Here is a 13,735-nt window from a genome sequence, read left to right as displayed (position 1 = left end):
CTGTCGCACTCCAACATGCCGGACGTCAACTACTCGGCGGGCCAGGGGACTTGCGGCGACCGGTAGTAGCCGGTCCCCATCGCGTCCCACCGCGGCGCCTGTGCCGCGAGCCGCACCTTGTACGTGTCCCAGTCATGCGTGGCCGCGGGCGACCAGCCGAGCTCGGCCACCCCGGGCAGCCGCGGGAACGCCATGTAGTCGAGGTTCGCCGAGGTGGCGAGGGTCTCCGTCCACAGCGGCGCCTCGACACCCCGGACCGCCGAACCGGGCACGCCCGCAAGGTAGTTGCCGGGATCCCAGTCGTAGGACCGCTTGACCTCCACCAGGCCGGCCCAGTCGAGGCCGAGCGGGGTGTCCGCGGTGTACTTCATGTCGAGGTACACCCGGTCGGCGGGCGACAGGACCAGCCCGGTCCCGTTCCGCGCGGCCGCCGCGACCTGCTCCTTCTCGGCGGCGCTCGTGTCGTCCAGACCCCAGTACTGGGCCAGCGCGCCCTTGGCGGGGGTCGCCCCGGTCAGCTGGTGCCAACCCATCACGGTCTTCCCGTACTTGGCGACGACCGGCTGCACCTTGGTCATGAACTCCACGAAGTCCTCGTGGGGCGTCGAGTGCGCCTCGTCGCCCCCGATGTGGATGTACCTGCCGGGCGTGATCGCGGCCAGCTCACGGATCACGTCGTCCACGAAGTCGTACGTCACCGGCTTGCCGACGCACAGCGAGCTGAAGCCGACCTCGGTGCCGGTGTAGAGCGGCGGCGCGACCCCGTCGCAGTTCAGCTCGGCGTACGAAGCGAGCGCCGCGTTGGTGTGGCCGGGCATGTCGATCTCGGGCACGACTTCGAGGAAGCGCGAGGAGGCGTACCGGACGATCTCCTTGTACTGGGCCTTCGTGTAGTGGCCGCCCGTTCCGCCGCCGACCTGCGTGGACCCGCCGTACGAGGCGAGCCGCGGCCAGGAGTCGATCGCGATCCGCCAGCCCTGGTCGTCGCTGAGGTGGAGGTGCAGTGTGTTGACCTTGTAGAGCGCCAACTGGTCGATGTAGCGCTTGACTTGATCGACGCCGAAGAAGTGCCGGGAGACGTCCAGCATCGCGCCGCGGTAGCCGTAGCGGGGCGTGTCGGTGATGGTGCCGCCGGCGACCGCCCAGGGTCCGGGCTGCACGGAGTCCTTCTCGACCGCGGCCGGGAGCAACTGGCGCAGGGTCTGCACACCGTGGAAGAGCCCGGCGGGCTCCCGGGCCGTGATGGTGACGGCTCCCTTGCCGCTCTGCAGCCGATAGCCCTCCGCCCCGAGCGCGGAGTCCTTGCGGCTGAGCTTGAGCCGGATGCCGTCACGCCCGCCGTCGTCCGTGACCGGCAGCCGATAGCCGGTCGAGGGCCGCAGGACATCGGCGAGATACGAGCCGATACGGCGGCCCTCCCGCGAGTCGTCCACGCGAATGCGCGTACCGCTGGTGATCCGGTACGGGGATCCGCCCGCGTCGACAGAGGCGGGGGCCGGGATCACCTGGCCGAGCGGAGTAGCGGTTCGGCCGGCGGCGGGCGGTGCCGCGCCGGCGACGGAGATACCTGCGGCCACCACGAGCAGCAGCGTACCGAGGAGTCGGGGCGTTCTGTGCTGTCTCACATGCGCTCCCTTCGAATGGGTATAGACCACTCTCCCGCACAGCCGGTGAAACAATCCCCCTCATGGCGGAAATCATCCAACGGGACGGCACGTGGACCTTCGACGGCGACGCCCTGCGGCTCGTGCCAGGCCGTGACAAGAACGTGGGCCTGCTGCGCAAGACGTTGGGCGAACTCGCCGTCCCACTGGGCGCGTTGGCGGGGATCTCGTTCGAGCAGGGCAAGAAGTCCGGGCGGCTCAGGCTCCGGCTGCGCGACGGCGCCGACCCGCTGCTGCACGCGACCGGCGGCAGACTCACGGACTCCTCCGACCCCTACCAGATGACCGTCGAGTCGGACCGCTACGGCGTCGCCGAGTACTTCGTCGACGAGATCCGCAACGCGCTGCTCCTGGACGAGGTGCCCGCCACCGCCGTCGACCGCTATCTGCTGCCGGGGCCCGCGGTGCCCCTGTCGGTCTCCGCGGGCGACGGCACCGCGAGCTTCGACGGGGAGAACATCCGCCTGGAGTGGAACTGGAAGACGGAGGAGGCCAAGTCGGCGGCCGGCGCCCGCACGCTCGCCCTGGCCGACATCCAGTCCGTGGAGTGGCATCCCGCGGTCGGCCTGGAGAACGGCTTCCTGCGCTTCACGGTCCGGGGCGCGCCCACGAAGGCCCCGCCGAAGTACGACCCCAACTCCGTCGACCTGTGGGGCTTCAAGAAGGACCCGCTGATGGCCCTGGTCGCGGCGGCGGTACAGGCCCGCCTCCCGCACCCGTCGGCCCCGTCCCCCACGGACACCCGGCCCAAGCAACTCGCCCCCGCCCCGGAGCCACCCCCGGAGGCCGACCACGACGCCCTCCTGCGCCGCCTCCGCGAACTCGGCGACCTCCACAAGTCCGGCGTCCTGACGGACGAGGAGTTCACACTGGCCAAGCAGGCGGTGCTGAGGGGCATGTAGGGCTTCGAGGGAAGGCGCCCCCCGGAGGAGGCGCCTTCTTCAGGGGTGCGGGGGCCTTTACCGAACCCGCCGCGCCACAGTGAAGTGGTCGACCTCCTCCCCCGTCTCAGCGATCCCCCGCACCTTCAGCGTGGCGGTGCGCCCCTTCGACGCCGGCGTCACATCCACCCGCAGGAACGAGTAGTCGAGATACCGCACCCGGGACCAGGCGACCGTCTCGTTGACCTTGCCGTCCTTGGTGTTGATGAAGGACGCCACCGACTCGACCTCGTTCTCGTGGCCCTCGTAGGACAGCGGCGCGGTGAACCCGTACAGGCTGCGACCGGCCGCACCGGCCGTCACGTACACCACACCGTCCGTCTCGGGATACGCCGTACCGCCGATCGGAAGCTTCTTGGCGACCTTGCCCGCCTTGATGACGTCCGTGCGCTCGTACTGGTGGTTGTGGCCGTTGATGACCAGGTCGACCGTGTACTTCTCGAACAGCGGCACCCACTCCTGGCGCACGCCCCCCTCCGAGGCGTGCGAGGTGGAAGTGCAGTAGGCGCAGTGGTGGAAGAAGATCACGACGAAGTCGACGTCCTTGGACGCGCGGAACTTCTTGAGCTGCGCCTCCAGCCACTTGGTCTGCGTACCGCCGGAGATGCCGAGGTTGGCCGGGATCTCGAAGGAGATGTCGTTGGCGTCGAGCGAGATGACCGCCGTGTTGCCGTAGACGAAGGAGTAGACGCCCGGCAGGTTCTTCTTGTCGGGGCCGTTGTCGGGAAGGTTCCAGCGGGCGTCCTCGCCGCCGTAGCCGTTGGGCGAGTACCAGGCCTCCATGTCGTGGTTGCCGTAGGCGGGCATCCAGGGCACGGACTTGGCGACCGACTCGGTCTGCGCGAGGAACTGGTCCCAGACACGCGAGTCGAAACCGGTGTCGGAGGACTGGCCGGAACCGGACGGGTCGGCGTACGCGATGTCGCCCGCGTGCAGGTGGAAGGCCGGATTCTGACCGAGCAACAGGCTGTTGTTGGCGAGGCCGTGGTAACCGACGCCCTCGTCGCCGAAGGCGGTGAAGGTGAAGGGCTCCTTGTGCGCGGGGGCGGTGGTGAAGGTGCCGAGCGTGCCCAGCAGGTGCGCCTCGGCCGGGTCGAAGCCCGCGTGGCCGACTCCGTAGTAGTACGTCTTGCCGGGCCGCAGGTGGGTGAGCTTGGCATGCACGTAGTACTGGGTGTGGTTGCCGCTCGCGCCGACGCCGGCCGGGGTGAAGAGGGTGCGGACCTCGGCGTCGATCCTGTGGGAGAGGTCCCAGGGGTGGGCGCCGATGCGGACGAAGGGCCTCTTCACCTCGACCGGGACCTGCCAGGAGACGGTGATCTCCGTACGGGGGTCGTTGCCCCAGGCGAGGTGGCGGCCGAAGGGGGCGACGAGCGCGCCGTCGGCCTTCTCGGCGGTGGTGTACGTCTGCGTCGGTACGGAGGTCCGCGTCGCGGCCTGGGCGACGGCGCCCGGGACGAACGCACCGCCCGCGACGGCGCCCAGCGTGACCGCGCCGCCCCTGATCATCGTGCGCCGCGAGAATCTGGCGCGAAGGTATTCGTGCTGCTCGGCCATGCTCATGCGCGCGGCGAGCTTCTCCGGTACGCCCATGCGTGGAGTGTCCATGGCCGAAAAGGTGCTCCTGGCAACCATCGCACCGCGGGCCACAGGATGAACAGGCCGCTAACAGCCCCCCATAAGAGTTTCAACAGCCCCCTGCCCGAAATCGGGCAGGATTCTTGCGATTGCCAGCGCTTTACCTCAGGATCGACGGGTGCACGACGAACTTGTTGATCATCTGACGCGCTCCTCGCCCCTCAGCCGGGGCGAAGCACTGCGGGTGGTCCAGGACGTCCTCGCCTACTTCGACGAGGCGACCGACGACTACGTCCGTCGCCGCCATCGCGAGCTCCAGGCTCAGGGACTGGTGAACTCGACGATCTTCGAACGGATCGCGGCGGACCTGAAGTACCGCGCGGTCGCACCGCCCGAGCTCACACTCAGACAGCTGCGCCGCATCGTCTACGGCTGACGGCCGAACGAGACCTACAGCACGACAGCACGACAGAGCCGAACAGAACGACAGAGCCGGTCACGACGGAGCCGCTTCGGCGCGGCCGGCCGACAGAGGGGAACCGAAGAACGTATGTGCGGAATCGTGGGATACATCGGCAGGCGTGATGTGGCACCGCTCCTCCTCGAAGGCCTGCAGCGCCTCGAGTACCGCGGCTACGACTCGGCGGGCATCGTCGTGACGTCTCCGAAGACGGCCGGCCTCAAGATGGTCAAGGCCAAGGGCCGCGTCCGCGACCTGGAGGCCCGCGTCCCCAAGCGCTTCGCCGGCACCACGGGCATCGCCCACACCCGCTGGGCCACCCACGGCGCCCCCTCCGACGAGAACGCGCACCCGCACATGTCGGCCGACAACAAGGTCGCCGTCGTCCACAACGGCATCATCGACAACGCCTCCGACCTGCGGAAGAAGCTTGAGGCCGACGGCATCGAGTTCCTCTCCGAGACCGACACCGAGGTCCTCACCCACCTGATCGCCCGCTCGCAGGCCGAGAAGCTGGAGGACAAGGTCCGCGAGACCCTCCGGGTCGTCGAGGGCACGTACGGCATCGCCGTCATGCACGCCGACTTCCCGGACCGCATCGTGGTGGCCCGCAACGGCTCCCCGGTCGTCCTCGGCATCGGCGAGAAGGAGATGTTCGTCGCCTCGGACATCGCCGCGCTCGTCACGCACACCCGTCAGATCGTCACCCTCGACGACGGCGAGATGGCGACGCTGAAGGCCGACGACTTCCGTACGTACACGACCGAGGGCACGCGCACCACGGCCGAGCCGACCACCGTGGAGTGGGAGGCCGCCTCGTACGACATGGGCGGCCACAACACGTACATGCACAAGGAGATCCACGAGCAGGCCGACGCCGTGGACCGCGTGCTGCGCGGCCGGATCGACGACCGGTTCTCGACCGTGCACCTGGGCGGCCTGAACCTGGACGCCCGCGAAGCGCGCCAGATCCGCCGCGTGAAGATCCTCGGCTGCGGCACCTCGTACCACGCGGGCATGATCGGCGCCCAGATGATAGAGGAGCTGGCCCGTATCCCCGCGGACGCCGAGCCCGCCTCGGAGTTCCGCTACCGCAACGCGGTCGTCGACCCCGACACGCTGTACGTGGCGGTGTCCCAGTCCGGTGAGACGTACGACGTGCTGGCCGCCGTGCAGGAGCTGAAGCGCAAGGGCGCGCGGGTCCTGGGCATCGTGAACGTGGTCGGTTCGGCCATCGCCCGCGAGGCCGACGGCGGCATGTACGTGCACGCGGGCCCCGAGGTGTGCGTGGTCTCCACCAAGTGCTTCACCAACACCACGGTCGCCTTCGCGCTGCTCGCGCTGCACCTGGGCCGCACCCGTGACCTGTCGGTCTCCGACGGCAAGCGGATCATCGAGGGCCTGCGCAAGCTGCCCGGCCAGATCACGGAGATCCTCGACCAGGAGGACGAGATCAAGAAGCTCGCCGAGCAGTACGCCGAGGCGCGCTCGATGCTCTTCATCGGCCGGGTCCGCGGCTATCCGGTGGCCCGTGAGGCCTCGCTGAAGCTGAAGGAGGTCTCGTACATCCACGCCGAGGCCTACCCCGCCTCGGAGTTGAAGCACGGCCCGCTCGCGCTGATCGAGCCCGCGCTGCCGACCGTCGCGATCGTCCCGAACGACGACCTCCTGGAGAAGAACCGCGCGGCCCTGGAGGAGATCAAGGCCCGCAGCGGCAAGATCCTCGCCGTGGCCCACGAGTGCCAGGAGAAGGCCGACCAGACCATCGTCGTCCCGAAGAACGAGGACGAACTGGACCCCATCCTGATGGGCATCCCCCTCCAACTCCTCGCCTACCACACGGCCTTGGCCCTGGGCAGGGACATCGACAAGCCGAGGAACCTGGCGAAGTCGGTCACGGTGGAGTAGCACCCGCCCGCAGAGGACGGACAAACGGAACGGACCCCCACGTGTTGCCACCGGACACGCGGGGGTCCGTTCTCATCGCCGGGGCCGCCCAAAACCCCGGCAGGCTGCCAGTTAGCCGGTTGCCGTCACGCCCCGGCCGGCAGCACGACGCGGCATGGCCGTAGGCCAGTGAGCCAGCGCCGCGGTCGCGGCATACCAGGCGGCCAGCCCGCCGACCACCGCGAACCACCCGCCCACCTTGGCGAGCCCCGCGGAGTCACCGAACTGCGCGACGGCGAGCAACACCATCGCCACGGACAACAGCCCGTACGCACCCCTGGTGAGCGGCTCCGAGGCGGACGCACCCAGCGTCAGACTCAGCGCGACCAGTGCGAAGAGCAGCAGGAACAGCCCCGCCGCGTTGTCGGAGACCTGCGCGTCGGCTCCGACGCCCCAGGTGAACCAGAACGCCCCGAGCCCGGCGAAGGCCGTACCCGTGAACGTGTCGCGGTCGCGGAAGGCCATGAGACCGGCGACGAAGAGCGCGATGCCACCGACATAGGTGGCGAGAGAGACGGAGTCGGCTGCCGTGACGCCGTCGATCACTTCGGTGTGACCGAGGCCGAAGGCCAGCAGGGTGAGTCCGAGTGCGAGGTGGCCGAGGGTCCAGGTGGTGCTTCCCGCGGAGACGTCATTGTCCACGGCGGGCTCCCTTCGTGCATGTGCTGTCGTGCGGTGACCGGTATATGCCCTTCACAAGCGCACAAACACATCTACGCGCGAGTAGATTTACCCGACACGTAAAGGAAGTTGACCTCTCCCACGGCTCATCTCACCTGGGACAACGCCGAGTTGCGAAACGACAACACCGAAGGCGTTCGATCAAAGGCCGGTCCGGGGACGGCCGGAGGCCGTTCAGGGGATGACGACCACCGGTCGCTGCGCACGCTTCGCGAGCCGGCCGGCGACGGAGCCGAAGATGCGTCCGACGATGCCGTGGGTCGATCCGACGACGATCGCGTCCGCCTCGTACTCCCGCCCCACCTCTTCGAGTTCGTGGCAGATGTCGCCGCCGCGCTCGACGAGGATCCAGGGGACCTCGGCCAGATACTCCGCACAGGCGAGTTCGAGCCCGAGCACCTCGGTGCGGTGATCGGGGACGTCCACGAAGACCGGGGGCTCGCAGCCCGCCCACACCGTGGTGGGCAGCCGGTTGGCGACGTGGACGATGATCAGGCCCGAGCCCGAGCGGCAGGCCATGCCGATCGCGTACGCGAGGGCGCGCTCGCTGGACGTCGATCCGTCGAAGCCGACGACGACCCCGTGCTTGAAGGCGGGATCGCAGGACTGACGTGGTTCTTCCGCCGCCAAGGGCTCGGCCGCCGTGGGATCGGCGACGGGGCGCTTGCGGTCCGCGGGTTCGAATTCGTGACCGGCCATGAGTGTCTCGGCGTTCGGATCCTCGTGGGTGGGACGACAGGTGCTACGGAGCTGTGTCCGGGAATCATCTTCCCAACCCCATACCCCCAAGGGTACGGCGGCACGCCTCCTCTGCCCAGATCCCGCTCTCGCCGCGGGAGGGTTCCAGGGAGCATGCACGAGAGAACGCCCGTAACGCAATGGTTGCTGCCCCGTACAGGCGGTTTGCACGGCGTTCACCCAGCCAGAAAGCCCCAGGGCGGGTATTCAGGCCGCCGGGGTGGCCGGGAGCGGTGTTCCAGGGGCGCGGGGCTGATCGATACTCGGCTCCGCCGCGTGGGCGCGGCCGGCCCCCAGGCGTCCGCGGGCGGCCTCCACTCACCCGCGGACAACACGCAGGGCCCCGATGGACAAGACACAGGGCGCCGGTACGGCATCCGGAGTTTCCCTGGGCCCCGGGGAAACTCCCCGTGACCGCCCGGTCGAACACGCGTTGAACCCCTGTAAGCCACCGCCCCAGGGAGCCCCACCGTGTCCGGACGACCCTCGACCGCGCCCCAGCCCCCCTCCAGGACACCCGCCGCCCGGACCGCCGCCACCCAGGACACGGTGAGCGACGTGGTCCGCTGGGCGGCCTTCAGCTGCGTCCTGGTTCCGGTCGTCCTCGTCGGGTACGGGGCCTCGCTGGCGGGCGCCGCCGGTACGGCCCTCGGTCTGGCCGCGGTGACGGGGACGTGCCGGGTGCTGCTGCGCCGGTCCGAGCGGGGCGCGGCACGGCTGCGCGCGGAGGAACCGGCGCCGCGTCACGAGCTCCGCGGCGGGGAACCGGGAGCGCATCATGAGCGCCGCGGCAGGGTCGGCGCGGGTGCGCACCGGGGCGGTCGGCATGCCGGTGGAAATACGCCGGTTGACTGACCGGTTTCCGCGCACGGGCCCGTTGCTTTTCAGCCAACTTCTGGACACCGCACACCCCTTGGCCGACCAGGCCCCCAACCCCCGTTCGACCTGCGCTGAAAGGGTCCAGTAGGGTGCCCGCACCCTACTGGGACCGGCCACGCGAGCAAGGCGCACTTCCCTGCACGGCCCACGAGTGCAACGCTTCGTGATCGAATGCTTCACGCCAAGTTGCCATGTCGACAATCTGCCGAGTGCTGAACTGGCCACCTCGGCACCACGGGACACAGTAGATTCGATCTTGACGTCTTACGGCGGGGGACTCGTGCAGGACCGAGGGGAAACGTGCAGGAGCGACACAACCGAGGAGCCGCGACCACCGAGGGGGGCTTAGCAGTATGAGCCACGACTCCACTGCCGCGCCGGAAGCCGCGGCCCGGAAACTTTCCGGGCGACGCCGCAAGGAGATCGTCGCGGTGCTGCTGTTCAGCGGCGGCCCCATCTTTGAGAGTTCCATACCGCTGTCGGTGTTCGGGATTGACCGCCAGGACGCCGGCGTGCCGCGCTACCGACTACTGGTGTGCGCCGGCGAGGAAGGCCCACTGCGGACCACAGGAGGCCTGGAACTCACCGCGCCCAATGGGCTGGAGGCGATCTCCCGGGCAGGCACGGTCGTCGTGCCGGCCTGGCGGTCGATCACCTCACCACCACCGGAGGAGGCGCTCGACGCACTGCGCCGGGCCCATGAGGAGGGTGCCCGCATAGTCGGGCTGTGCACCGGCGCCTTCGTACTCGCGGCGGCCGGCCTGCTGGACGGCCGTCCCGCGACGACACACTGGATGTACGCGCCGACGCTGGCCAAGCGCTATCCGTCGGTGCACGTCGATCCCCGCGAGCTGTTCGTGGACGACGGCGACGTACTGACGTCGGCGGGCACGGCGGCCGGGATCGACCTCTGTCTGCACATAGTGCGGACGGACCACGGGAACGAGGCGGCCGGAGCGCTGGCCCGCCGTCTGGTGGTCCCGCCCCGGCGCAGCGGCGGTCAGGAGCGCTATCTCGATCGGTCTTTACCAGAGGAGATCGGCGCCGACCCGCTCGCGGAGGTCGTCGCCTGGGCACTGGAGCACCTCCACGAACAGTTCGACGTGGAGACGCTGGCGGCACGCGCGTACATGAGCAGGCGTACGTTCGACCGCCGGTTCCGCTCGCTCACCGGGAGCGCTCCCCTGCAGTGGCTGATCACGCAGCGGGTGCTCCAGGCGCAGCGGCTCCTGGAGACGTCCGACTACTCGGTGGACGAGGTGGCGGGCCGTTGCGGCTTCCGCTCCCCGGTGGCCCTGCGCGGCCACTTCCGCCGACAGCTCGGTTCGTCCCCCGCCGCGTACCGGGCCGCCTACCGGGCCCGCCGACCGCAGGGCGAGAAGCAGCAGTCGGACTCGGACGGCTCCGGGGCGCCACCACCGCCACCGGTGCAGCAGGAGGCACCCGTGCCACTGCAGACCCGGCGTACGGCGGCCGCGCACGCGGTCGGCCCGGCGACGTCGTCCCTCTCCACCGAGGGACGGACCGGCGCGGAGATGTACGCGGGAGGCCGGGCGAGCCTGCCCGGACAACGGAGCGCGCCCTAGCCACGGCAGCTTCAGAGCGTTGCGCGCCGGCCCCGGACCGTTGTGGTCCGGGGCCGGCGCGGTTCCTGCCGGGGGTCGGTTCGGTTCCTGTCGGGGGCCGACGTGGTTCTTTATCCGGGGCCGGCGCGGTTTTTGTCCGTCATCGGCCTCGACTGCCGAGGTCCCGGGCCTGCCCGGGCGCGGGAGCGGGCCGTAGGGTGAGCCCATGAACGATCGCATGGTGTGGATCGACTGCGAGATGACCGGTCTCTCGCTGTCGGACGACGCGCTCATCGAGGTGGCCGCGCTGGTGACCGACTCTGAGCTGAACGTACTCGGCGAGGGGGTGGACATCGTGATCCGCCCGCCGGACGCCTCGCTGGAGACGATGCCGGACGTGGTGCGCCAGATGCACACGTCCTCCGGCCTCCTCTCCGAGCTGGCCGGTGGCACGACCCTGGCGGACGCGGAGGAGCAGGTCCTCACCTACATCCGTGAGCACGTCAAGGAACCGGGCAAGGCCCCGCTGTGCGGGAACTCGGTCGGCACCGACCGCGGCTTCCTCCTGCGTGACATGGCGACCCTGGAGGAGTACCTCCACTACCGCATCGTGGACGTCTCCTCCGTCAAGGAGCTGGCCCGCCGCTGGTACCCCCGGGCGTACTTCAACAGCCCGGAGAAGAACGGCAACCACCGCGCGCTCGCCGACATCCGCGAGTCCATCGCGGAGCTCCGCTACTACCGCGAGGCGATCTTCGTCCCGCAGCCCGGCCCCGACTCGGACACGGCCCGCACCATCGCCGCGAAGCACGTCCTACCTGCGGGATAACCCCCACCGAAACACGGGCGCGAGCACCCCTTCGGACCCTGTACACTTTTTCTCGGCCGGTCGGTGAACCACTCGGAGAACCAGCCCGGTCATGGTGGGTGTAGCTCAGCTGGTAGAGCACCTGGTTGTGGTCCAGGATGCCGCGGGTTCAAGTCCCGTCACTCACCCTGGAGGTCCTGAGGGCCGGTCCGTGAAAGCGGATCGGCCCTCAGGCGTTTCCCGCACCACTCGGCACAACACCGCCACCGGACCCATCGGATTCCCCGGTGGTACTGGACTGTCCCTCCCGCCCCCCGCCACAGTTACGAGCATGCTGGAGGCAGTCGTCGGAGTGGTCGGGGTCGTTGTCGGGGTGGCGGGGCTGGTCACGAGCTATGCCGGGCATCGGCACTCCGTGCGGGAGGCGGTGCGGGTGGCGGCCATGGCCCGGGAGGTCGAGGAGCGGGAGCGGGAGCTCGCGAGGGAGGCCGAGCGGCAGGCGGAGGTGGTGCAGGCCTCCCTGGTGCAGGTGATGATGAGGAGCCGGCCGTCGCCGCTGACCGAGCAGTGGGTCGGCTGGAGTCTTCAGGCGACGAACGGCAGCAACCAGCCGGTCAGGGACATCGCTCTGCACTACGACGGCCGGCCACTCCCCACGAGCCTCACCGGCGGACTGCTGCACGCCGGGGAGAGCGTCAGCGCCCTGCTGCCCACGAGCGACACGAGCGACGGTCCCGCCCATCCCTCCCAACCCGCCCTCGGTGTCGTGGAGTTCACGGACGCGGCGGGAGTCCGGTGGCGGCGGTCGGCCGCGGGAACGCTGGAACAGCGGTACGAGAGCGGGAGTTGGGACGCCCGGCCCCCGCGGGTGGCTCCCTTTCAACCGCCCGCGACACAGACGGGGGCGTACGGCCGGCCGGGCCCTGCCGGACCGCCGGGCACGGGCGCGTCACAACAACAGCCACAACCACAGCTGCGGCCACAGCCGCAGTTGCGATCGAAGTCGCGGTCCCAGAAGCCGCTGCCTCCGTCGGTGTCCGCCGTGATGGTGCTCGTCGGCGCGGGTCTGGTCGCCTGGGCCGTGTGGTCCCTCACCCGGTAGGGCACCACCCGGGGGCCTGCGCCACCGGCGAGCCGGCAACCACCCGGCGGGCCCGCGCCACCGGAAACCGGCACCGCTCGGGGACCCGCGCCGCCCGGAGACCCGCGCCGCCCAGGGGCCGCCGCCCTCCCCCTACGAAGAAGCCCGCGCCACCAGCTCCGTAGGAAGAACCAGCTGTCGCCTCTCCAGCTCTTTGGACACCGCCGGGCGGCGGTCCGCGATCTCGTCGATCAGGAGGTCGAGCATCGCGCGGCCCATGTCCTCGATCGGCTGGCGCACGCTCGTCAGGGGCGGGTCCATGTGGCGGGCGATGGCCGAGTCGTCGTAGCCGACGAGGGCCACGTCGTCGGGTATGCGGCGGCCCGCCTCGCGCAGGACCTGGCGGGCACCGGCCGCCATCACGTCGGAGCCCGCGAAGACCGCGTCCAGGGTCGGGCAGACGGAGAGCAGCTCCTTCATCGCCCGGCGGCCGCCCTCCTCCGTGAAGTCACCGGGGACGATGAGGCGGTCGTCGACCTCGCGCCCCGCCTCGTGCAGGCCCGCGCGGTAGCCGTCGACCCGGCGCTGGGCACCGAACACGTCGAGGCGTCCCGCCAGGTGGGCTATGGTCTGCCGGCCCTGCGCGATCAGGTGTTCCACGGCGAACCGGCCGCCGCCGAAGTTGTCCGAGTCCACCGACGGCAGCGTCTCGTCGGCCGAGCGCCGGCCGCTGATCACCGCCGGGATCTCCAGCTGGGCCAGCAGGTCGGGAAGCGGGTCGTCCGCGTGGACCGAGACCAGCAGGACCCCGTCCACCCGGTGGGCCGCCAGGTACTGGGCCAGCCGGCGCCGCTCCCGGTCGCTGCCCGCGAAGATCAGCAGGAGCTGCAGCTCGGTGTCGGAGAGCGCCGCGCCGACTCCGCGCAGCATGTCGGAGAAGTAGGGCTCGGCGAAGAAGCGGGTCTCGGGCTCGGGGACGACCAGGGCGATCGCGTCCGTACGGTTGGCGGCGAGGGCACGGGCCGCCGTGTTGGGTACGTATCCCAGCTCCGCGACCGCCGCCTCGACGGCCGCGCGGGTGGCGTCGCTGACCCGCGGGGAACCGTTGATCACGCGGGAGACCGTGCCGCGGCCCACACCGGCGCGCGCGGCGACCTCTTCGAGGGTCGGCCGTCCGCCGCTCCGGCTACGCGCTCCGTGGACTGCCATGGTCCGCCTCCCGTCCGGCACGGCTCGCACCGTGCTTGGCCTGGAATGTAACAGTCGTGATCGGGACCGGGCTCCCGGAGTCGGAGCCTCCGCACTCCGGCCGCACTCCCCCGGCACTCCGGTCGGCGCTCCGGCCAACGCCTCGGTCGGCGCTCCGACCAACGCCTCGGCCGACACCCCGGCC

Annotated in this window: 12 protein-coding genes and 1 tRNA gene; 8 read left to right on the top strand and 5 right to left on the bottom strand. The window is 70.2% G+C overall.

From position 1 onward, the window contains the following. Window positions 1-29: 29 nt before the first annotated feature. On the bottom strand, window positions 30-1,625 hold the full coding sequence (locus ACH4YP_RS16470) for a beta-N-acetylhexosaminidase (protein WP_361059697.1): 1,596 nt from the start codon (window positions 1,623-1,625) through the stop codon (window positions 30-32). A 62-nt stretch (window positions 1,626-1,687) separates the two neighbouring features. On the opposite strand from ACH4YP_RS16470, the gene ACH4YP_RS16465 reads away from it, so the two are divergent. Then, window positions 1,688-2,566 (top strand): DUF4429 domain-containing protein, encoded by an 879-nt coding sequence (locus ACH4YP_RS16465; protein ID WP_398490954.1) that lies wholly within the window; start codon window positions 1,688-1,690, stop codon window positions 2,564-2,566. 57 nt (window positions 2,567-2,623) lie between these two features. On the opposite strand, the gene ACH4YP_RS16460 is transcribed toward ACH4YP_RS16465, so the two are convergent. Next, window positions 2,624-4,198, bottom strand: coding sequence for a purple acid phosphatase family protein (locus ACH4YP_RS16460; protein ID WP_398491076.1), 1,575 nt, complete (start codon window positions 4,196-4,198; stop codon window positions 2,624-2,626). Between the two features lie 163 nt (window positions 4,199-4,361). Between ACH4YP_RS16460 and ACH4YP_RS16455 the strand changes: the two genes are divergently transcribed. Both ACH4YP_RS16455 and glmS read left to right on the top strand, forming a co-directional pair. Beyond that, on the top strand, window positions 4,362-4,619 hold the full coding sequence (locus ACH4YP_RS16455) for a hypothetical protein (RefSeq protein WP_143632453.1): 258 nt from the start codon (window positions 4,362-4,364) through the stop codon (window positions 4,617-4,619). A 114-nt stretch (window positions 4,620-4,733) separates the two neighbouring features. Continuing rightward, complete coding sequence (gene glmS, locus ACH4YP_RS16450; RefSeq protein WP_398490953.1) at window positions 4,734-6,551, top strand: glutamine--fructose-6-phosphate transaminase (isomerizing); 1,818 nt, start codon at window positions 4,734-4,736, stop codon at window positions 6,549-6,551. Window positions 6,552-6,662: 111 nt separating this feature from the next. On the opposite strand, the gene ACH4YP_RS16445 is transcribed toward glmS, so the two are convergent. Next, a complete protein-coding gene (locus ACH4YP_RS16445) occupies window positions 6,663-7,232 on the bottom strand; it encodes an acetate uptake transporter (RefSeq protein ID WP_398490952.1) in 570 nt (189 codons plus the stop codon). Between the two features lie 213 nt (window positions 7,233-7,445). Next, window positions 7,446-7,970, bottom strand: coding sequence for a universal stress protein (locus tag ACH4YP_RS16440; protein ID WP_055616056.1), 525 nt, complete (start codon window positions 7,968-7,970; stop codon window positions 7,446-7,448). A gap of 510 nt (window positions 7,971-8,480) precedes the next feature. Between ACH4YP_RS16440 and ACH4YP_RS16435 the strand changes: the two genes are divergently transcribed. The 5 genes from ACH4YP_RS16435 to ACH4YP_RS16415 all read left to right on the top strand — a co-directional run bounded on the left by ACH4YP_RS16435 (window position 8,481) and on the right by ACH4YP_RS16415 (window position 12,363). Next, entirely contained in the window at window positions 8,481-8,864 is a 384-nt protein-coding gene (locus ACH4YP_RS16435) for a hypothetical protein (RefSeq protein ID WP_398490951.1), read from the top strand. A gap of 377 nt (window positions 8,865-9,241) precedes the next feature. Continuing rightward, window positions 9,242-10,474 carry a helix-turn-helix domain-containing protein gene (locus ACH4YP_RS16430; protein ID WP_361059712.1) on the top strand — a complete coding sequence of 411 codons (1,233 nt, stop codon included), beginning with the start codon at window positions 9,242-9,244 and terminating at the stop codon, window positions 10,472-10,474. 205 nt (window positions 10,475-10,679) lie between these two features. Further along, a complete protein-coding gene (gene orn, locus ACH4YP_RS16425) occupies window positions 10,680-11,282 on the top strand; it encodes an oligoribonuclease (protein WP_361059715.1) in 603 nt (200 codons plus the stop codon). Between the two features lie 94 nt (window positions 11,283-11,376). After that, window positions 11,377-11,449, top strand: a tRNA-His gene (locus ACH4YP_RS16420). 143 nt (window positions 11,450-11,592) lie between these two features. Further along, entirely contained in the window at window positions 11,593-12,363 is a 771-nt protein-coding gene (locus ACH4YP_RS16415) for a hypothetical protein (RefSeq protein WP_398490950.1), read from the top strand. Window positions 12,364-12,495: 132 nt separating this feature from the next. Here the strand turns inward: ACH4YP_RS16415 and ACH4YP_RS16410 are convergent, their stop codons facing one another. Then, entirely contained in the window at window positions 12,496-13,551 is a 1,056-nt protein-coding gene (locus tag ACH4YP_RS16410; RefSeq protein WP_361059742.1) for a LacI family DNA-binding transcriptional regulator, read from the bottom strand. Between the last annotated feature and the right edge of the window lie 184 nt (window positions 13,552-13,735).

This window comes from Streptomyces sp. NPDC020747 (assembly GCF_044334695.1).
GTDB lineage: Bacteria > Actinomycetota > Actinomycetes > Streptomycetales > Streptomycetaceae > Streptomyces.
This window is presented reverse-complemented; position numbering and strand designations above follow the sequence as displayed.